Annotated in this window: 14 protein-coding genes; 11 read left to right on the forward strand and 3 right to left on the reverse strand. The window is 66.3% G+C overall.

Annotated features, from left to right (window positions below; all coding sequences use genetic code 11):
* Window positions 1-101 precede the first annotated feature (101 nt).
* Complete coding sequence (locus QUG03_RS02650; protein WP_500819290.1) at window positions 102-1,304, forward strand: hypothetical protein; 1,203 nt, start codon at window positions 102-104, stop codon at window positions 1,302-1,304.
* A gap of 324 nt (window positions 1,305-1,628) precedes the next feature.
* Here the strand turns inward: QUG03_RS02650 and QUG03_RS02655 are convergent, their stop codons facing one another.
* The 3 genes from QUG03_RS02655 to QUG03_RS02665 all read right to left on the reverse strand — a co-directional run bounded on the left by QUG03_RS02655 (window position 1,629) and on the right by QUG03_RS02665 (window position 8,742).
* The gene (locus tag QUG03_RS02655) at window positions 1,629-4,265 is read right to left on the reverse strand and encodes a hypothetical protein (protein ID WP_500819291.1); all 2,637 of its coding nucleotides are present in this window, start codon (window positions 4,263-4,265) and stop codon (window positions 1,629-1,631) included.
* 139 nt (window positions 4,266-4,404) lie between these two features.
* Window positions 4,405-6,282 carry a GMC family oxidoreductase gene (locus QUG03_RS02660; protein ID WP_500819292.1) on the reverse strand — a complete coding sequence of 626 codons (1,878 nt, stop codon included), beginning with the start codon at window positions 6,280-6,282 and terminating at the stop codon, window positions 4,405-4,407.
* 9 nt (window positions 6,283-6,291) lie between these two features.
* On the reverse strand, window positions 6,292-8,742 hold the full coding sequence (locus tag QUG03_RS02665; protein ID WP_500819293.1) for a hypothetical protein: 2,451 nt from the start codon (window positions 8,740-8,742) through the stop codon (window positions 6,292-6,294).
* A gap of 407 nt (window positions 8,743-9,149) precedes the next feature.
* Between QUG03_RS02665 and invF the strand changes: the two genes are divergently transcribed.
* The 10 genes from invF to QUG03_RS02715 all read left to right on the forward strand — a co-directional run bounded on the left by invF (window position 9,150) and on the right by QUG03_RS02715 (window position 19,664).
* Window positions 9,150-9,929, forward strand: coding sequence for an AraC family transcriptional regulator InvF (invF, locus tag QUG03_RS02670; RefSeq protein WP_500819294.1), 780 nt, complete (start codon window positions 9,150-9,152; stop codon window positions 9,927-9,929).
* Complete coding sequence (sctC, locus tag QUG03_RS02675; protein ID WP_305883571.1) at window positions 9,926-11,662, forward strand: type III secretion system outer membrane ring subunit SctC; 1,737 nt, start codon at window positions 9,926-9,928, stop codon at window positions 11,660-11,662. The genes invF and sctC overlap by 4 nt, the downstream gene beginning before the upstream one ends.
* Window positions 11,652-12,785: a YopN/LcrE/InvE/MxiC type III secretion system gatekeeper gene (locus QUG03_RS02680; RefSeq protein WP_304502826.1), complete on the forward strand. Its 1,134-nt coding sequence runs from the start codon at window positions 11,652-11,654 to the stop codon at window positions 12,783-12,785. Before sctC ends, QUG03_RS02680 begins: the two co-directional genes overlap by 11 nt.
* A 106-nt stretch (window positions 12,786-12,891) precedes the next feature.
* The gene (locus tag QUG03_RS02685) at window positions 12,892-14,952 is read left to right on the forward strand and encodes an EscV/YscV/HrcV family type III secretion system export apparatus protein (RefSeq protein WP_107800829.1); all 2,061 of its coding nucleotides are present in this window, start codon (window positions 12,892-12,894) and stop codon (window positions 14,950-14,952) included.
* A gap of 15 nt (window positions 14,953-14,967) precedes the next feature.
* Window positions 14,968-15,375 (forward strand): SPI-1 type III secretion system chaperone SpaK, encoded by a 408-nt coding sequence (gene spaK, locus QUG03_RS02690; protein WP_107800828.1) that lies wholly within the window; start codon window positions 14,968-14,970, stop codon window positions 15,373-15,375.
* The gene (gene sctN, locus QUG03_RS02695) at window positions 15,372-16,661 is read left to right on the forward strand and encodes a type III secretion system ATPase SctN (RefSeq protein WP_227105388.1); all 1,290 of its coding nucleotides are present in this window, start codon (window positions 15,372-15,374) and stop codon (window positions 16,659-16,661) included. Before spaK ends, sctN begins: the two co-directional genes overlap by 4 nt.
* Window positions 16,645-17,097: a SpaM family type III secretion system protein gene (locus tag QUG03_RS02700; RefSeq protein ID WP_019103510.1), complete on the forward strand. Its 453-nt coding sequence runs from the start codon at window positions 16,645-16,647 to the stop codon at window positions 17,095-17,097. Before sctN ends, QUG03_RS02700 begins: the two co-directional genes overlap by 17 nt.
* Complete coding sequence (locus tag QUG03_RS02705) at window positions 17,085-18,122, forward strand: SpaN/EivJ family type III secretion system needle length determinant (protein WP_500819295.1); 1,038 nt, start codon at window positions 17,085-17,087, stop codon at window positions 18,120-18,122. Before QUG03_RS02700 ends, QUG03_RS02705 begins: the two co-directional genes overlap by 13 nt.
* Entirely contained in the window at window positions 18,122-19,015 is an 894-nt protein-coding gene (locus QUG03_RS02710) for a YscQ/HrcQ family type III secretion apparatus protein (protein ID WP_500819296.1), read from the forward strand. Before QUG03_RS02705 ends, QUG03_RS02710 begins: the two co-directional genes overlap by 1 nt.
* A complete protein-coding gene (locus tag QUG03_RS02715; RefSeq protein WP_107798946.1) occupies window positions 19,005-19,664 on the forward strand; it encodes an EscR/YscR/HrcR family type III secretion system export apparatus protein in 660 nt (219 codons plus the stop codon). The genes QUG03_RS02710 and QUG03_RS02715 overlap by 11 nt, the downstream gene beginning before the upstream one ends.
* The last annotated feature ends 114 nt before the right edge of the window (window positions 19,665-19,778 follow it).

The following is a 19,778-nucleotide window of genomic DNA, read 5'->3' on the forward strand; positions in this document are numbered from 1 at the left end:
ACTTGGCCTTTTGTTCGTTGGAGTGCGATCAGTAAGCCTGAGTGACTAAGTGCAGCCAACGCACCTGCAACGTGCAATATGACAATTACAGGAGATAACTCATGATTTCAATTCAAGCGTTGCGGCCTTCTGCTGCGACTTTGCCCGCTGACTCGAGTCGCTTATGCCATGAGACCCTAGATGTACAGGCAGTACGTAACTCTCAGGCCAGCCTGACACAACACGAAAGCTCTGCGATCCGCAGAACACTGGATGCTTACGGCATTGATGACAACCGGAAAATCCTGAGCCAGCTAAATCAAGACAGGTATCAGGTGTTGATTAAGCAAGACAACTCCGGCGCCGCCGATTTAACCCATGGTGTCTATATATCCAAACAATCTGAAGACGACTATGGTAGTTTCAGATGGCTAAACCCAAGAGGTTTGCAAAAGTATCAAACTAAGGACCTAGCTCAGGTAAGGTTGACAACAACAAACCTGGCGCAGCTCCAGGAAACGTACAAAAATGAAAATACTACCCAGTTCCTGGTTGAGCTGCTACGCGGTAACAGCCGGGAACCTGGCGATAAGGTATACAATGAGGTGTATAAAAAAAATCCAGATATCTTCCATTACTCTGCCCCGTTGGGGACGGGCAATGGGTTTCTGATTTATCCGAATATTCCCTACATGTCGCAAACCTACACCGCTGGACAAGTCACGGATTTGGCCGCTAGGCCAGAAGGCATCCAGCTGACGGCCTGGGCCGTTCATCCTGCTTTGCCACATGACTTGATTCAGGAAATGAGGGGTGATCCTTCAATAGAAAAAGTAGCGGTTAAGCAGAGGGAGGAATTAAATCAATATAACGCCGAGTTAAAATCAGGCGTGAAGTCATTGACTTCTATATTGGATTTGGAACAAAGCGATGTTGGAATGCTGGAAAAACTAAAGCGGGATAGCCTTCAGTGTTTAGTTGATACCTATGGGGTGTCTGCTGAAAAAGATAAGGTTAAATTGTTTTTCCATTTTCCGGTGGCGCCTTCAACCGCTACTTTGCATATGCATATTTGGGTGAACAAAGGGGATCATCCCTTAAATGAGTCGCGCGCATTTGGTATTGATGAGGTCATTCAGCATTTAAAGAGTGGTGGAAATATCAATGAATTGATATTGTCCCGAAACGATGGGCAATTTATATTGCCGAGCAAAGATATGTTACATAAGATTAAAGGCATGCCTGAAAGTAAAGCACCAATGCCTGCCGACTATAGCGAACTTAGGCTTCCTATCGATGTGGCGCGTCAAAAGGATATGGCCTAAGCCCCGCTAACAACACCCCTGATCCTGCGTTGCGCCTCCTTGTCGTACGACTGGTACTGTAGCTTCGCAGAAACTTCGTTTTCTGCGTCGGCGCGCCTTGGCTCAGCTTCTCTGCGAGCTTTTGTTAGCGGCTCTAAGACCCGCTAACAAAACCCCTGATCCTGCGTTGCGCCTCCTTGTCGTACGACTGGTACTGCCTGCGTCGGCGCGCCTTGGCTCAGCTTCTCTGCGAGCTTTTGTTAGCGGCTCTAAGCGCCTGTTCATGATCCAATGCGCATAGCAAGACGCCGGACGGCGGACCGGAAACGTTCAGCCTGTTCCCGCTCAGGCGCCGCCGCCGTCCGCCGCCAGCCAGCCCGCGCCGTTGCGGTCCAGTTCCCGCACCGCCTGTTCGCCTATGCACAGCCCCAGTTTGCGGTAGCTCTCGAACTGGGATTCGTCGAACCACTGATTGAGCGTGGACTGGTGCGGGAAGGCCGGATGCTCGGCCCGGTATTGCAGCACGTCCACCGGCTCCATGCCCTGGCCTTGCAGGCAGGGCTTCAGGTAGAGCAGGTGGCCGTTGGCGCCGGAGGCGTAGCGGATGTAGCCGACGGCGAAGGCGGACCGGCTGAGGCCGGTGGCCGGATCGCGGCGGATGGCGTCCACGTCGATGTGGATTTCCGCGCCCAGGTCTATCCGGCATTTGCGGATGGCGTTGCCCAGGTCCTCGAAAGTCATTTGTTCGTCCTGACCGGCGTCGCTGATCACGATCAGCCGGCATTCCCGCCGCAGCAATTCATACAGGCCCAGGTTTTCGAAGTGGCCGCCGTCGCTGAGATAGACGAAGTCCGAACGGGCGTTGGTCCGGCCCAGCAATTCATTCAATAGATAGACCCAGCCCTGCGGCGGGGACATCGCCTGCAGCGCGGCGCCGGGCTTGCCCGGATTGGGGCACCAGCGTCCCAGCCGCACATTGAACACCGTCAGCAGAAAAGTTACCGCCGGAGAGCTGTGGTAACCCTGGTTGGGGCTGACCGCGGCGCCGGACACCGCCATCAGCGAGCCTAGCATCGGTCCCTGCTCGGCCCCGGTGGCGTCGTCGTGCATATAGGCGCGGGTGGGCACGAAGGCGTCGATGACTTCCGGCGCGCTGTCGGGAAATTTGTAGCCGCAGTACAGCGGGGTGAAGGTGAAGGAGGCGGCCTTGCGCTGCTGCCAGGCCAGGTCGTCGCCGGCCACCAGATTGAGGGCGGTGTTGATCAGGTGGTAGGGCCGCTGCGGCGGGCCGGAAGGCGAGCCGGCCAGCTCGGCCAGCGGCAGGTCGTCGCCGGCGTTGAAGCCGGTGAAGCGGTTGACCGTGTCCGCCCGTTGCGGCGCGCTGGCGCCCAGATAGCCGCGCGTCAGCCGGTTGCGGTAGAAGTTGTGCAGCGAGAACAGATTGATGTCGAAGCGGGAGGAGGCGAACACGGCCAGTCCGACGAAGGCCAGGATCAGCGCCGCGTACAGCCCGCCGCCCATGCCCTGTTGTTCCGAGGCGGCGAAATGCAGCGCGGTCCAATCGCTGAGGCCGCAGCGCTGAAAGCCGCACAACTGTTGGCGCAGCTGCCAGCCGTCGGCGTGGATCTCCAGCGCCGCCAGCAGCCAGCTGAGGCCGGCGCTGAGCAGGATCAGCAAGCCGGCGACGAAGACGTAAGGCCCGATGCGGGCGACCAGGTCGCGCCAGCCGGCGGACTGGCCGCAGCCGGTTTTGGCGGACTGGCCTTGCCAGACCGCGGCCAAGGTGGTCAGCAGCCAGGCCGGCAGGGTCAGCGCGCGCAGCCAGTCGGCGGTCACCGCCAGCAGCGGCAGCGACAGCGCCACCACGAGGAACAGCAGCACCAGCGCCAGATCCAACGCCAGCAGCAGGCCGCCCAGGCGCGACCACCATTCGCGCTGCAGATCGGAGAAGCTGCGTTTGACCAGGCCGATGTGCAGCGCGGCGCTGAGGGCGAACACCGGCGGCAGCACGGCGAAGGCGCCGGCCACCACATACCAGGCCTGGGCCAGCGGCGCGCGGATGCCCAGGCCGTAATCCAGCGCCTGCAGCAAGAGCCACAGCTTGCCGCCGCCGGCCAGGCCGGCCAGCAGCGCCCACAGCACGCTGCGCAGATAGCCGTTGCCGCGCAGCTGGCTGAAGCCGCGCGCGAGCAAGGCCCAGTAGCCGGCGTAGGCCAGGCTGGAGACCAGGGCCACTCGCCACAGCGGCAGCTGGTGCCAGAAGTCGGCGCGGTTTTCCAGTTGCTGGAGGGTGAACACCGCCATCGCGTAACAGAAGAGCAGCAATAGCCCTATGCTGCAGGCCGGGGCATTGGGCGAGGCGGCGGTTTTGCCGTCGCGGGTGGTGGCGCGCGCCAGCAGGGCGGACAGCACGGCGGAGGCGGCGGCCACGGCCAGCGCGGCGGTGCCCGCGTAGGGCCAGGCGGCGAGGCTGCGCGCCAGGCCCACCAGGAAATGGGGGCCCAGCAGCAGCGCCAGCAGCAGGCTTTGCAGCACGATCTGGTTGAGGATGAAGTTGCGCCAGTAGGTGATGACGGCGGATAGGGTGTCCAGGCTGAACAGGCCGGTCTTGGGCGTCAGGTAGTTGCTGTAGTCGCGCAGGAACTGGATGGCCGGCTGGCGGCCCTGATGGTCGCGCAGCGTCTGTTCCATGCCGGCGTTGCCGGCGCGGCGCTTGAGCGCGGACAGCCAGCCGCCGAGGTAGCCGCCGCCGGACACGGTGGACAGGTAGTCGAACTCGCGCAGCCAGCGGCTGCTGGCCAGCGCTTGCAGCACGCCCAGGTTGAAGGTGGCGCTGCGGATGCCGCCGCCGGAGAAGGCGAGGCCGGCTTGCGGCGCTTCGCCGCCGCCTGGACGTTCCACGCCTTCTTCCGCCCGCGCGGCGGCGAGGCCGGCGCGTTCGTCGGCGTGGACTTGGGAGAAGGGCTGGGTCGGGGTGCTCATCGGGTCCTTTCCGACGGAATGGGTCGAGGTGGCGGCGCGGGTGGGGCGGGGAGATGATATGGGTTTGCTTCCCTATCCTCTCCACGCCTAAAGGCCACTCGGCAAGGCCGGTTCGCGCCTGGACGCCATCCCGCAGCGCTTATGAGCGCTTGGCGTCTTCCAAAATCGCCTCCGCCGCCTTCTCCGCGATCATGTAGACCGCGGAGACGATGAAGAAGCCGGGAATGCGCGGAAACACCGAGGCGTCCACCACGCGCAGGCCGCTGACGCCGTGGACGCGGAAACGGCTGTCCAGCACGCCGCCGGTTTCGCGCGCGCCGATCGCGCAGCTGCAGGAGGCATGGTGGCCCCAGGCGTTGTCGCGGACGAACTGACGCAGTTCGTCATCGCTTTGCAGCGCCTCGCCGGGCAGTTCCTCCTCCGCGATCAGGTTCTGCTTTTTCAGATCGGCGGTCAGGCTGCGCACGAACTTGATGCCTTCCACCACCGAGTCCAGATCCTGATCGCCGCCGGCGCTGCCTTCCTCGAAGTAGTGGAAGTTGATGTCCGGCGGGTCGCGCGGGTCGGCGGAGCGCAGCTTCACCGTGCCGGCGCGGTTATTGGTGTGCGCCTTGAGAATGGCCCAGGTCAGGTAGTTCAGGTGTTCGGGGAACAGGCGCGAGTAGCCGGGGAAATAGCCTTTGAACAGGCCCAGCAGCGCGAAGCAGAACAGGTCCGGCAGCGGCCGTTCCTGCGCCGAGCGGCGGATCACCGCCAGCACCGCGCCATTGGTGGTGTAAACGCCCTTGCGGCCTTCCGCCCATTGCTTGTATTGCGGGTCGCCGGGCGCGAATTCCGCGTCTTTCAGCACTTCCCAGTGCTTGAAGTTCATCCGGTTGACCACGCCCACTTCGTAGCGGTCCTGCAGGTTCTGGCCGACGCCGGGCAGGTCCACCCGCGGCGCGATGCCGTGCTCTTGCAAATGGGCGGCCGGACCGATGCCGGACAGCATCAGCAGCTGAGGGCTGTTGAAGGCGCCGCCGGCCAGGATGACTTCGCGGCTGCAGCGGACTTCGCGGCGCTCGCCGGCGGCGTCGCTGACCCGGCCGCTGGCGCGGTAAAGGCCGGCGCCCTTCAGGTATTCCACGCCGACCGCGCGCTGCCCTTCGTCGAACAGCACCCGGGTGGCCAGCGCGTCCAGCTCGACGCGCAGCCGGTCCGGGTGGCGGGCCGCCGCGTCCAGCACCCGTTCGCGGCTGCCGTTGCGTTGATGGTTGCGGGTGGCCAGCGGCGGGTAGCAGACGCCGACGGCGTTGTCGTGCACCAGCCGCCAGTCGTTGGGATCGGCCTGGCCTTGCAGCAGCCAGCGCCAGCTGCGGTGCGGCACGTCCACCTCCTGGAAGACCTTGTCCACCGATACCAGCAGGGTGTCCACCAGGCCGGCGTCGCCCAGCGCGGATTCCGGGATCGCCTTCTCGGTTTGCAGCCAGCCGCGCCAGCCGTGGCGGGTGGGGTTGACGCCGAGCAGGCCCAGCCAGCGGTAGAGCGGGCGGTGGTGGCAGTTCTCCAGCCGTTCGAAATAGCCGCGCATGTGGTCCGCGCGCCAGCTGGGGTCGCCGGTGAGCTGGGCGATGCCGTCCCAGTCCGCGTTGTGCGGGTAGACGGTGATCATGGCGTTGTGGGCGGTGCAGCCGCCCAGCGTGCCGGCGCGCGGATAGAGCACGCCGTCCACGTTCTGGCCGTTCCATTGCGCGCGGTATTTGGGGTCGCGCTTTTGCTGGGCGTCGTCGGCGTAGTGGCGGACGAAGTAGTCCAGTTTCATCGCCTCGTTTTCCGAGGCCAGCGCGTGGAACACCGGCACATCGTAATCGTCGGGCAGCCGTTCCGCCTGGGGCTGCCAGGCGTCGCCGCCCTTGAGCGCGCGCGGGTCGCCGCCGGCCTCCAGCAGCATGACCCAGTGCCCGGCCTCGGCCAGCCGCGCCGCCAGCGTGCCGCCGCCGGCGCCGGAACCCACCACGATGTATTCGTATTCGTCCATGGAGCGCCTTTAGAAGGTTTTCAGGAATTCGATCAGCGCGTACTTGTCGCTGTCGCTGAGGCCGGGTTCCTTGCTTTGGTAGCCGGTGCCGAAGTAATGGCCGCGGTTGACCTCGAAGTCCGGGCAGGTGCTCAGCTCAAGCATCGGCTGCGCCAGGTTGGCGAACACCTTGCGCGCCTCTTCGTCGCTGGCGCCCGGCGGCAGCGCCTTGAGGTCGTGCTTGATCTTGAGCAGCAGGTCCAGCAGCTTCTTGTCGTGCTTGAGCCGTTCGCCCAGCGAGGGGTTGTCCAGCGTCACCTGCAGGTTGGAGATCAGATTGACCGGGGTGCCGGCCGGAATCGGGCCCAGTTCCACGCCGTCCTTGCCGAACAGCCAGGGCAGATAGCGTTGCAGCGGGCCTTGCAGTTCTTGCAGCGCGTCCGGCAGGTAGCCGGTGGGCACGCGCAGATAGCTGCGGGCGGTGGTGCGGTCTATCAGGCCGGGGATTTTGGCGCCCAGCATCGTGTCCTTCTCGCGTTTTTCCGGCCACAGCAGTTGCTGGATGGAGTCGTTGAAGGACTCCATGCGCGCGGCCACCGACGGGCTGGGGTTGAATTTGCCCAGGCTGTTGTTGAGCAGGAAGGGCGCGGTGGACCAGACGCTGATCAAGGAGGCGGGACGGGTGTAGCCGCGGCCGCCGGCCGGCATCTTGTATTGCGAGGGCGCGCCGGTGAAGGGGTTGTGCACGGTGATCTCGCCGACCGAGGGCAGGTCTTTATAGGTTTTGGACGAGAAGTTGTCCCAGATATTGCCCTTGAGCGCATTGGTGGCCAGCGGGCTGCAGGCATTGGTCTGCAGCAAGGTCACCGGCACCCGCAGTTCGGTGGACAGGTAGTTGTCCTTCAGGAAGTCGTCGGCCTGGACGATCTGGCGCATTTGCGATTTGAAGTCCTCGGTCTTGGTCCAGTCCCAGTATTTGTTGAAGCAGCCCAGGTAGTCCGGGCCGGCGCAGCCGGCGGTGGGGTCCAGCGGCGGCACTTTGGGCGGCAGCTTGCTGGAGTGGCAGCGCGCGCAGTTTTCCGCGAACACCACCTTGCCGCGGCTGAGTTGGGCGGCGTCGCGGCTCAGGTATTGCTCGCCGCCGGGGGCGTCCTTCAGCTTGTGCGGGTCGGTGCTCTTCAGGAAGAACAGCGCCATGTTCACGGTCTGCTGCTCGGTGGATTGCCAGTACACCGAGTTCTTGCGCGCGTCGGCGATCTGGATCGGGGTGATGGTCTTGCCGCCCACCAGCGGGTTGAAATGCAGCAGCCATTCCTCGCTGAACAGGCCGATGTTCAGATACACGCGGTTCAGCGCGCCTAGCGCGCCCACCGAGTCCGAGCCGTCTTTCAGCACCCGCGGCGTCCATACGGTCTTGGGCGGCTGGAAGAACTGGGTCAGCGGGCCGTCTTTGACGAAGTCGTTGAACTGCTTATTGTTGAGCCCGCCGCCGGCCAGGGTTTCCTTGCCCCAGCGCTTGGCGATGTCCAGCCGCGGCCCCAGGCCGTACACCGCGTTCATGGTGCGCGGGTTGTTGATGGAGTCGGTGGAGATCAGCGAGGTGTCCAGCGCGCCGGGGCGCGAGGTGTGGAACAGCTGGAAGGGGAAGCTGCTGGGGTCCGCCTGCCAGGAGAAGATGCGGTCCACCCAGAAATACTGGGCGCCGACGTTGGAGCTCAGGTTTTCCCACTTCGGATGTTCCGGGTCCGCCGGCGGTTTCACCGGATTGGGGCCGACGTGGCAGAACGCACAGGACATGCCCACGCGGTAGGGGCGGATCAGGTCCTTGTCGTTGTAATACGTCGGGTCTTCGTAATAGCGCTTGGCGTCCCATTTCTTGGCCGCGGCCTCGTCGAAGGCCGGGTTGGGGAACAGGCGCAGGCCCACCACGCCGGTGGCGTAGCCGTAGAAGGAGCCGGCGGGCAGGTTCTTGCCGCGCGCGCCTATGGCCACTCCCGGATATTTCTGCTCGTTCTCGAACGGGTCTTTCGGGCAATCGGCGCGGCGTTGGTCCAGCCACAGGCCGAAGCGCTTGTCGTCCGGGCCGCCCGCCTTGTCGAAACAGGGCTCGTTGACCAGGCCCAGATAGTTCCAGCGGTTGTCGCGGCTGAACTTGAGGCCGGGGTGGGAAGACAGGGTCTTGAGCAGGTCCAGATTGCCCACGCTGACGGTGGCGAGCTTATCCCACAGCCTGTCGTTGCCGCCGGTCCACACCAGCCAGGTGTTGCGGCCTTTGACTTCGGCGGCGTCCAGCGCCACCGCGCTGTCCATGTCCTTGAAGTAGTCCTCGTCGGCGGCGGGGAAGGATTCCACCGTGCGTTGGGCCTGCTTGGCTTCGTCCAGCACGGTGCCGGGCTTGGGCTCGCCGTCCCGGCAGCCGGCCAGGCTCAACAGCAAGAGCAACGCCGCTCCCCGGCGCAGGGTAGGGGTCAACTGGGCCATCGCATTCTCTCCATCGGCAGCACGGCGGTTTTTGATTTTGGTTCGATCATTTATTTGGCATGTCGGGCCTATCTCTGCCTATAGCACGGCGGCGGCGCGGCCGCGCCCGCGTAGTTTTGCTGAGCGTTCTTACGGATGGCGAAAAGCCGGCGCCATGGTCGATAGTTGAAAGTTGCCCGCGGCGGGGAAAGGGATAATCGCGGCGCTGATCCCGGCTCAAGCGGGGCGCGCCTGCGCGCTCGCTGCGGCCTGCACCGCGCGAGGGCCGTCGCGGCGGGCCTGTTCTTTCTATCTGGCGGGCGCTGGAGCGAAAACTCGGGATCCCATCAGATTTGCATCAGGATTCGCCCGCGGCGCTGGGGGACACTTTCCCGGTCCAAGCACGAGCCCCGCAGGGCGTTTGACCGATGACCGATAACGATGTGTTGCTCCCGCTGGAGACTTTGGAGGCCGCCGCCAAGCGCTGCGCGCCGGCCCAGGACGTCTGGCTGCTGCCGCCGCGCCGGGAAGAGGCGCGGCTGGAATTGAGCTGGGAAGAGGGCGCGGAAACGCTGACCCTGGCGGCGGATTGGCAGGGCCTGCTGCTGCTGGACCGCGTGGATGTGAGCGTGGCCGCCGGCGAGCTGGCCTTCCAGCCGGTCCGGCTGGAGCCCTTGAGCAAGCTGCTGGCTTTTGTCGACGAAGCCAAGACCGACGAGGCCCGCGACGCGGACGCGCCGGCAGGCGAGGCGCGTTGCGCGCAATTGCCGCTGGCCGATCTGAGCGCCTGGCAGGACCGCAAGCGCTGCGAATACTGGTTCTTGCTGCAGGTGTTGACGCCGTCGCCGGCCTTCGCCGCGCTGCTGTCGCTATTGCGCCGCAGCGAGAGCTATTGGCTGGTGCGCTTCCTGCTGGCCCAGTCCACCTGCGGCGACAAGCTGCAGGCGCTGGGCGAACGCTACGGCGTGTCCTACTCCCACTTCCGCCGCTTGTGCCGCCACGCCTTGGGCAACGCGGCCAAGACCGAGCTGCGCGACTGGCGCATGGCCCGCTCGCTGCTGGACGTGGCGGAGGGACGGGAAAACCTGACCCAGGTGGCGCTCAAGCACGGCTACGCCTCGTCGTCGCATTTTTCCAACGAAATCAAGGGACTGATCGGCGTGTCGCCGCGCGGTCTGTCCAATATCATTCAACTGGCCACCAAATGAATCGAAGCTTTTTATCCGCCGCGCTGCTGGCCGCGACGCTGCTCGCGGCCCTGCCGGCCGCCGCCGCGCCGGAACCGGCGCGCGCCGCCGACTCCGCCGGCTACGTCGCCAAGAAGGAGGGCCTGCGTTCTTTCTTCGACGCGATTTCCTCGCGGCTGAAAAAGCCGGTGATCGTCAGCAAGCAGGCGGCGCGCAAGCAGATCAGCGGCGATTTCGACCTGGCCAATCCGCAGGCGCTGCTGGACAAGATGACCCAGCAGCTGGGCCTGATCTGGTATCACGACGGCCAGGCCATCTACGTCTACGACGCCAGCGAAACCCGCAACGCGGTGGTGTCGCTGCGCAATGTCTCGCTCTCCGCCTTCAACGACTTCCTGCGCAAGTCCGGCCTCTACGACAAGCGCTATCCGCTGCGCGGAGACAACCGCAGCGGCACTTTCTACGTGTCCGGGCCGCCGGTCTTCGTGGATCTGGTGGTCAACGCCGCCGGCTTCATGGACAAGCAGAGCGACGGCATCGAGCTGGGTCGGCAGAAGATAGGCGTGGTGCGGCTCAACAACACCTTCGTCAGCGACCGCAGCTATGAGTTGCGCGACCAGAAAATCGTCATCCCCGGCATGGCCACGGTGATAGAGAAGCTGTTGCAGGGCGAAGACAAGCCCTTGCAGACCGCCGCCAATCCGGCGCGGCCGCCGGCGCGGGGCAGCGACATTCCGGCGATGCCGGACTTTCCCGCCGGCGGGGAGCTCAAGGCGCCGGCCTACCAGGCCGGCCTCAGCCTGCCCGACGCGCTGAAGCAGGACACGGCGGCCGGCGACATCAAGGTGATCGCCTATCCGGACACCAACAGCCTGCTGATCAAGGGCACCACCGAACAGGTGCGCTTCATCGAAAACCTGGCGCTGGCGCTGGACGTGGCCAAGCGCCATGTGGAGCTGTCGCTGTGGATCATCGATCTGGACAAGGGCGATCTGGATCAGCTGGGAGTCAACTGGAGCGGCAGCGTCACCGTGGGCAATAAGCTGGGCGTGGCGCTGAACCCCAGCAATTCGATCAGCACGCTGGACGGCACCCGCTTCATCGCCTCGGTGATGGCGCTGTCGCAGAAGAACAAGGCCAATGTGGTGTCGCGCCCGGTGGTGCTGACCCAGGAAAACGTGCCGGCCATCTTCGACAATAACCGCACCTTCTACGCCAAGCTGGTGGGCGAGCGCAATGCCAGCCTGCAGCACGTGACCTACGGCACCCTGGTCAGCGTGCTGCCGCGCTTCTCCGCCGACGGCCAGATCGAGATGTCGCTGAATATCGAGGACGGCCGCGAGGCCAAGAGCCCGGATTACGACAAGGACCCGCAGGACGCCTTGCCCGAGGTGGGCCGCACCCGCATCAGCACCGTGGCCCGGGTGCCGCAGGGCAAGAGCCTGTTGATAGGCGGTTACACCCGCGACGCCAATATCGAGCAGAACAACAAGGTGCCGTTCTTGGGCAGCTTGCCGCTGGTGGGCGGCCTGTTCCGCTACCGCAGCCAGAACCAGAGCAATACCGTGCGCGTGTTCCTGATTCAGCCGCGCGAGATCGACGACCCGCTGACGCCGGACGCCAGCGATCTGTCGGCGGCGGTGGCCAAAGAGGGCGGCATCTCCAGCGATCCGCTGCAGCAATGGGTGCGGGATTATCTGGACCGCGAACAGCGCGCCGAGGGCGCGGCCAAGGGCGCGACGCGTGGACATTAGCGGCCGTCCGCCGCCGGTCTTCGGCGTCCGCTCGCCCAAGCACCAGGGCAAGCTGGACGCCCAGCGCGACGCCCAGCGCCAGGGCGAGGCCCGGCAGGCGGACGCGCAGCAGGTGGAGGACGCCAGCCCGGCGGCCGAGGTGCAGCGCTTCGTCCAGTCCACCGATGAAATGTCGGCGGCGCTGACCCAGTTCCGCAACCGCCGCGATTACGACAAGAAGCTGGGCCATCTGGCCGACAGTTTCGAACGGGTGCTGGACGAGGAAGCCCAGCCCAAGGCGCAGCAGATCGTGAACGTGGCCAAGTCCCACGGGATCAGCGCCGAGGACTTGCTGCGCCAGGCGCGTTCCTTGTTCCCGGACGACAGCGATCTGGTGCTGGTGCTGCGCGAACTGCTGCGCCGCCGTCAGCTGGACGAGGTGGTGCGCAAACGCCTGCAGGCCCTGCTCAAGCAGGTGGAGGAGCAAGCCGAGGCCAAGCCTTTGAAGGCCGGCATCAATTGCGCGCTGAAGGCGAGGCTGTTCGGCAAGGCTTTGTCCCTGAGCCCCGGCCTGCTGCGCGCCAGCTACCGCCAGTTTCTGGAGAGCGAGGCGGCGGAAGTGGAGATTTACGCCGACTGGGTGGGCAGCTACGGCTACCAGCGCCGGGCGGTGGTGCTGGATTTCATCGAAGGCGCGCTGCTGGCCGACATCGATTCGCTGGACGCCAGCTGTTCGCGGCTGGAGTTCGGCAACCTGCTGGGCCGGCTGAGCCAGCTCAAGCTGCTGCGTTCGGCCGACGCGCTCTTCGTCGGCCGCATGCTGGCCAACCCGCAGGTATGCGCCTTCAACCCCAGCGAGGCGGACTGGCTGTTGTTCCTGCTGTCGCTGTTGCAACAGCCGCAGCAGCTGGACGGCCTGCTGGCGGAGACGGTGGGCGACACCGCCTTGCTCAGCCGCCACAGCGAGCATTCCACCTTGCTGCAGGCGCTGTACCAGGCCTGCAAGGCGCTGCCGCCGCAGTTGTTCGTCGACGAACGCTGGCTGGACGCCTTGCAGGAGGAATTCCGCCGCCTGGCCGCCATCGCTTATCGCCACGAGCTGGCCGAGCGCCGGCGCGAGGCCGAGGGCGGAGGCGCGGAGTAAACGAGAGCCGCCAGGCAAGGCGGGGGACACGTCCCGTCTTGCCTGGCTGTTTTTCCCGGCGGGCCGCGGCCCGTCGCCAATATCGAATCGCTTTGGATGACTAACGGTGTTTAATTCCCTGCTCAACGGCGCGCGCTCGCGGCCGGAATTGCTGATCCTGCTGTTGATGGTGATGATCATCGCGATGCTGATCATCCCGCTGCCCACCTATCTGGTGGACTTCCTGATCGGCCTCAACATCGTGATCGCCGTGCTGGTGTTCATGGGCTCCTTCTACATCGACCGCATCCTCAGCTTTTCCACCTTTCCCTCGGTGCTGCTGATCACCACCCTGTTCCGGCTGGCGCTGTCCATCAGCACCAGCCGCCTGATCCTTATCGAGGCGGACGCGGGCGAGATCATCAACACCTTCGGCCAGTTCGTGATCGGCGACAGCCTGGCGGTGGGCTTCGTGGTGTTCTCCATCGTCACCGTGGTGCAGTTCATCGTCATCACCAAGGGCTCGGAGCGGGTAGCCGAGGTGGCGGCGCGCTTCTCGCTGGACGGCATGCCCGGCAAGCAGATGAGCATCGACGCCGACCTCAAGGCCGGCATCGTGGACGCCGACGGCGCGCGCGAACGCCGCAGCGTGCTGGAGCGCGAAAGCCAGCTTTACGGCTCCTTCGACGGCGCGATGAAGTTCATCAAGGGCGACGCCATCGCCGGCATCATCATCATCTTCGTCAACTTCATCGGCGGCATCGCCGTGGGCATGACTCAGCACGGCATGGACCTGTCCACCGCGCTGTCCACCTACACCATGCTCACCATCGGCGACGGCCTGGTGGCGCAGATCCCCGCGCTGCTGATCGCCATCAGCGCCGGCTTCATCGTCACCCGCGTCAACGGCGACAGCGACAATATGGGCCGCAACATCATGAGCCAGTTGCTGGGCAACCCGTTCGTGCTGGTGGTGACCGCGGTGCTGGCTTTGGCGGTGGGCATGCTGCCCGGCTTCCCGCTGATCGTGTTCCTGATCCTGGCCGCGGCGTTGGGCGGCCTGTTCTATTACAAGCGCCGCATGGCCGGCAAAGGCGCGCCGGGCGCGGCCCAGTCTCCGGCGGCGGCCGCGGCCGGCGGGGCGCCGGCGAGCGGCAAGGACAGCTCCCTGGGCCTGATCGGCAATCTGGACAAGGTGGCGGCGGAAACCGTGCCGCTGATCCTGCTGGTGCCCAAGGCGCGCCGCGCCGCGCTGGAGCAGGCGCAGCTGGCCGAGCGCCTGCGCAGCCAGTTCTTCATTGATTACGGGGTGAGGCTGCCGGACATGCTGCTGCGCGACGGCGAAGGCCTGCCGGACAACCGGGTGGCGGTGCTGATCAACGAAATCCGCGCCGACGAGTTCGAACTGCATTTCGATCTGCTGCGGGTGATCAATTATTCGGACGAGGCCGCCGCGCTGGTGCAGCCGGTGTTCAGCGCCCAGGGCGCCAGCCAGTGCGCCTGGGTGCGCCCGGCCGACGGCGACAAGCTGGCCAAACTGGGCTACCAGCTGCGCCCGGCGCTGGACGAGCTCTATCACTGCCTGGCCGCGCTGCTGGCGCGCCACGTCAACGAATACTTCGGCGTCCAGGAAACCAAGCACATGCTGGATCAGCTGGAGGCCAAATACCCGGACCTGCTCAAGGAAGTGCTGCGCCACGCCACGGTGCAGCGCATCGCCGAAGTGCTGCAACGGCTGCTGGCCGAGCGCATCTCGGTGCGCAATATGAAGCTGATCATGGAGGCGCTGGCGCTGTGGGCGCCGCGCGAGAAAGACGTGATCAATCTGGTCGAGCATGTGCGCGGCGCGCTGGCGCGCTACATCTGCCACAAGTTCGCCAGCGGCGGCGAACTGCGCGCGGTGATGATGTCCGCCGAGGTGGAGGACATGGTGCGCAAGGGCATACGCCAGACCTCGGCCGGCGCCTTCCTCAACCTGGAGCCGGCGGCTTCGGACGAGCTGATGGACCTGTTCGCGCTCGGTCTGGACGGCATGGGCATCGCGCACAAGGACCTGGTGCTGCTGGCCTCGGTGGACGTGCGGCGCTTCATCAAGAAACTGGTCGAAACCCGCTTCCGCGACCTGGAAGTGGTGTCCTTCGGCGAAATCGCCGACAGCGTGTCGGTGAACGTGATCAAAACCATTTAAAAAAGGATTCCGCCTATGTTCGCCATGGATATCGCCCAACTGGTCCGCTCCGCCTTGGAAGAGAGCGGCTGCGATCCCGCCCTGCTGGGCGAGCTGGACAGCCATTCCACCATCGCGCTGGATCTGCACGATCTGCCCAGCATCCACGTCAGCGCCCAGGACGGCGAGGTGTGGCTGTGGTCGCGGCTGGGCGAGCACAACGAGGCGGTGCTGGCCCAGCGCGCCGGCCAATTGCTGCAGGACCTGATGCAGGGCTGCCACTTCGCCCGCGGCGGCCAGCTGCAACTGGCCGCCAACGACGGCTATCTGGAGCTGAAGGCGATGGCCCACCCGGATTATCTGGCCGACGGCAAGCGCTTCTCCGAGGCGCTGAACGGCTTCTTCGACGCGCTGGAACGCTTCAGCGAGTCGCTGCTGCGATGAAAGCGCCGCGCCTGCTGCGCCGGCTGGCGTATCCGCAACGCCTGTCCGGCCCCATTCTGGAAGCCGCGCTGCCCGAGGTGGCGATAGGCGAGCTGTGCGACATCCGCCGCAGCTGGCAGGACCGCGAGGTGGTGGCCCGCGCCCAGGTGGTGGGCTTTCAAGGCCCGCGCGCCGTGCTCAGCCTGATCGGCAACGCGCGCGGCCTGTCGCGCGAGGCGGTGCTGCAGCCCACCGGCCGAGCCTTGGCGGCCTGGATAGGCGAGTCGGCGCTGGGCGCGGTGCTGGACCCCACCGGCCGCATCGTCGAGCGCTTCGCGCCCGAGGCCGGCGTCGGCGGCGAGGAGCGCGGCATCGACGCCGATCCGCCGCCGTACTCGCGGCGCGTGGGCATACGCGAGCCGCTGGCCACCGGCGTGCGCGCCATCGACGGCCTGCTGACCTGCGGCGTCGGTCAGCGCGTCGGCATCTTCGCCTCCGCCGGCTGCGGCAAGACCGTGCTGATGCACATGCTGATCGAGCAGAGCGACGCCGACGTCTTCGTTATCGGCCTGATCGGCGAGCGCGGCCGCGAAGTGACCGAATTCGCCGAATCGCTGCGCGCCTCGCCCAAGCGCGAGCGCTGCGCGCTGGTGTTCGCCACCTCGGACTTCTCCTCGGTGGACCGCTGCAACGCGGCGCTGCTGGCCACCACGGTGGCCGAGTACTTCCGCGACCAGGGCAAGAAAGTGGTGCTCTTCGTCGACTCCATGACCCGCTACGCCCGCGCGCTGCGCGACGTGGCGCTGGCCGCCGGCGAACCGCCGGCGCGGCGCGGCTACCCGGCCTCGGTGTTCGACAGCCTGCCGCGGCTGCTGGAGCGCCCCGGCGCCACCCGCGGCGGCAGCATTACCGCCTTCTACACCGTGCTGCTGGAGAGCGACGACGAGCCGGACCCGATGGCGGACGAGATCCGCTCCATCCTGGACGGCCACATCTATCTGAGCCGCAAGCTGGCCGGTCAGGGCCATTATCCGGCCATCGACGTGCTCAAGAGCGCCAGCCGCGTGGCGGGGCAGGTCTGCGACGGCGGCCATCTGCAGGCGGCCTCGGCGCTGCGCGCCTTGATGGCGCGGCTGGAAGAGTTGCAAGTCTTCATCGACCTGGGCGAATACCGCCCCGGCGAGAACCCCGACAACGACCGGGCGATGAATGCGCGCGAGGCGCTGCGGCGCTGGCTGCGCCAGCCGGTGGACGAAGGCGCGGGTTTCGCCGACACCCTGCGCAGCCTGCATGAGCTTGTTGCCTAAGCTGGGCGCGCTGCTGCGCCGTTGTCAGGCGGCGCAATCGCGTTGCGAGGCCGAGCTGGCTCAGCTGGCGCGCCAGGATGGCGCGCTGGCGGCGGAGCAAGAAGCGCTGGCCTCGCAGGGCCAGGGCCTGCGCCAATTGCTGCTGGCGCAACGGCCGGCCGGGGCGATGAGCCGCGGCCAGCTGTTCGCCTTGCAGCGCAAGCAGGCGGTGCTGCGACGTCAGTTGCAGAACCTGGACCTGCAAAGCGGACAGCTGGAAGAACAGCGCCAGGGCCTGGCCGGCCGGCGCGAGGAACAACAGGTCTTGCGTCGGCAATGGCTGCGCAAGGAAGACAAGTATCAACGCTGGGCCAAGCTGCAGCGCCGCCAGGAACGCATGCGGCGTTTGCGGCTGGACGAGGCCGAGCAGGAAGAGAGGACGATATGGAAGCGATGACGCCTATTCCCGCGCCGAGCATGGACGCCCGGCCGGCGGCCGAAGCCGACGGCGCCGCTGAAGCCTTTGCCCGCGAAGCCCAAAGGCAGCGGCAAGACGCCGCCGATCCGGAACGCGACGGCGAGGACGAGGCCGGCGAACGCGAGCGGGACCGCTCCCGCCTGCCGGCCGGGGCGCTGTGGCAGCCGCCGCTGCCGCCGCACTGGAACGCGGCGCGGCTGAGCGCCGGCGGCCGCCATGCGGCGGAAGCCGCGCTGTCCGCGCCGGGCAAGCGCGGCCGGACGCCGCTGGGCGAGGGCGAAGGACCGGACGCCGGCGCGCGCGGCAAGACCGCGGCCCGGCCGCAAGGCGCGCAGGCCGCCGCCGCGGCGCTGGCGGCCCAGCATGCGGCCAGCCTGGCGCCGACGGCCGACGCGCCGGTCAAAGTCGTGGCGCAGACGCTGGGGGCGCAGTCCAAGGCTGAGCCGGCGCTGCGCAAAGCCGAGCACGCCTCGGCCAAGGGCGAAGCCTCGCTTCCCGCCGCCGCGCCGCAGACGGCAGCCGCCGCGCCGACGCCGCCCGGACGGACCGTGTCGAAAGCCGAAGCCGCCGCGCCGGTCCCGACGCCGGCCGCCGCGCGCGAAGGCGGAGAGACGCGCAAGACCGAATCCGCTCCGGCGGCCGCGGCGCTGACGCCTCCGCCGGCCCAACCGTCCGCGACGCCGCCGCCGCGCGAAGCCGCTCCGCAGGCGCGGCCGCGGCAGGACCCTGCCTTGAGCCAGACGACGCCGTCCGCGCCCAGCGCGCCGGAGCCGGCCCAGCCGGGCCTGACCTACCGCTTTCAGCGCTGGGGCGGCGAACACGCGGTGAACGTGCAGAGCCAGCCCGGCGGCGTGCTCAGCCTGCAGCCCTCGGACAGCCTGGTGCAACAGCGTTTGGGCGAGCAATGGCAGTCCGGCAACCCGCAGCAATGGCAGATGGCCCGCGACGACGGCCGCGAGCAGGGCCGGCAGCAGCCGCAGCGGGATGAGGAGGAGGACGCCTGATGCTGGCGCTCAGACAAATCGACGCGCGTGAACGCGCCTTGAGCCTTGCCGCCGCCGCCTGGCGGCGCCAGGGCTGGGACGCGACGCTGGAAACGCCGCCGCGCGGCGGCTTGTGGCTGCCTGTGGCCGACGCGGACCAGCGTTGGCAGGGCTGGCTGCAAGCGCGCGCCTGGCTGGAGAACGCCGCGCCGGAACTGGCGCGGTTGGCCTTGTCCGCCGGGGTGGAGGCGCAGGCGGCGCAATGGCTGGCGGCGGCGGAACGGCCGCTGACGCCGCCGATGCCGGAGCTGGCCTACCAGCGCTTGAGCCTGGGCGAGGCGGGGCCGGGCGACGCCTTGCCGCGCCAGCCGCTGCTGCGGGTGATGTGCGCCGAGGGGCCGCTGTGGCTGGAGCGCGCGCCGGCGTTCGAGGCCGGAGACGCGCCGGACCCGGCGCCCTTGTTGAGCTGGCCGCTGCGCTTCGTCATCGGCGACAGCCGCATCAGCCTGGGCTTGCTGCGCGGCGTGACGCGCGGCGACGTGCTGCTGATCCGCGAGCCGGCGGCGGCGGTGCGCTGCCACGACCGCGCGCTGGGCACTTATCAAACGTATGAGGAAGGAATCGTCATGGAATGGGATGAATCGCAACAGGCGGCGGAGCAGGAAGCGTCGGCGCGCGACATGGGACAGCTGCCGGTGGAGCTGGAGTTCGTGCTGCACCGCGGGCGGGTGACGCTGGCGGAGCTGCAGGACTTGTGCCGGGGCCAGTTGTTGAACCTGCCGGCGGACGTGGAGCGGCGGGTGGAAGTGCGCGCCAACGGCGCGCTGCTGGGACGCGGCGAACTGGTGCAGCTGGCCGGCCATCTGGGGGTGGAAGTGACGGAGTGGCTGGGCGGAGCCGCCGATGTCGAATGATATTTCGCTGATCGCGCTGCTGGCCTTCGCCACGCTGCTGCCTTTCCTGATCGCTTCCGGCACTTGCTTCATCAAGTTCTCCATCGTGTTCGTGATGGTGCGCAACGCGCTGGGCCTGCAGCAGGTGCCGTCCAATATGACGCTCAACGGCATCGCGCTGATGCTGTCGATGTTCGTGATGCTGCCGATCGCGCAGCAGGCCTACAGCCACTACCAGGAAGAACAGGTCAGCTTCAACAGCGTGGAATCGGTGAGCAACTTCGTCGAAAACGGCCTGGACGGTTATCGCGGCTATTTGCAGAAGTATTCCGATCCGGAACTGGTGAGTTTCTTTGAAAAAGCCCAGGCGCAGCGCACCGAGCGCGAAACCGGCAACGCGGCCGAGGACGAACAGCCGTCCCTCTTCGCCTTGCTGCCGGCCTATGCGCTCAGCGAGATCAAGAGCGCGTTCAAGATCGGCTTTTATCTCTACCTGCCCTTCGTGGTGGTGGATTTGGTGATCTCCAGCATCTTGCTGGCGCTGGGGATGATGATGATGAGCCCGGTGACGATTTCGGTGCCGATCAAGCTGGTGCTGTTCGTGGCGCTGGACGGCTGGACTTTGTTGTCCAAGGGCTTGGTGTTGCAGTACCTGGATTTGGCGACCTAGCCGGGCGGAGCAAACCGTCCCGCCACGGCATGGCGCTGCGTTTGGTTTTGCTTTCCGCGTCTCGGAGCGAATGGCTTTCATGGAGCGGGCGGAGTACCGCGCTGTCCATGCCGC

It is taken from the genome of Chromobacterium sp. CCUG 30098 (assembly GCF_059916605.1).

Coding starts and splice junctions, on each gene's coding strand:
- QUG03_RS02650 (WP_500819290.1), top strand. CDS start 102: ATGATTTCAATTCAAGCGTTGCGGCCTTCTGCTGCGACTTTGCCCGCT.
- QUG03_RS02655 (WP_500819291.1), bottom strand. CDS start 4,265: ATGAGCACCCCGACCCAGCCCTTCTCCCAAGTCCACGCCGACGAACGC.
- QUG03_RS02660 (WP_500819292.1), bottom strand. CDS start 6,282: ATGGACGAATACGAATACATCGTGGTGGGTTCCGGCGCCGGCGGCGGC.
- QUG03_RS02665 (WP_500819293.1), bottom strand. CDS start 8,742: ATGGCCCAGTTGACCCCTACCCTGCGCCGGGGAGCGGCGTTGCTCTTG.
- invF (WP_500819294.1), top strand. CDS start 9,150: ATGACCGATAACGATGTGTTGCTCCCGCTGGAGACTTTGGAGGCCGCC.
- sctC (WP_305883571.1), top strand. CDS start 9,926: ATGAATCGAAGCTTTTTATCCGCCGCGCTGCTGGCCGCGACGCTGCTC.
- spaK (WP_107800828.1), top strand. CDS start 14,968: ATGTTCGCCATGGATATCGCCCAACTGGTCCGCTCCGCCTTGGAAGAG.
- sctN (WP_227105388.1), top strand. CDS start 15,372: ATGAAAGCGCCGCGCCTGCTGCGCCGGCTGGCGTATCCGCAACGCCTG.
- QUG03_RS02700 (WP_019103510.1), top strand. CDS start 16,645: ATGAGCTTGTTGCCTAAGCTGGGCGCGCTGCTGCGCCGTTGTCAGGCG.
- QUG03_RS02705 (WP_500819295.1), top strand. CDS start 17,085: ATGGAAGCGATGACGCCTATTCCCGCGCCGAGCATGGACGCCCGGCCG.
- QUG03_RS02710 (WP_500819296.1), top strand. CDS start 18,122: ATGCTGGCGCTCAGACAAATCGACGCGCGTGAACGCGCCTTGAGCCTT.
- QUG03_RS02715 (WP_107798946.1), top strand. CDS start 19,005: ATGTCGAATGATATTTCGCTGATCGCGCTGCTGGCCTTCGCCACGCTG.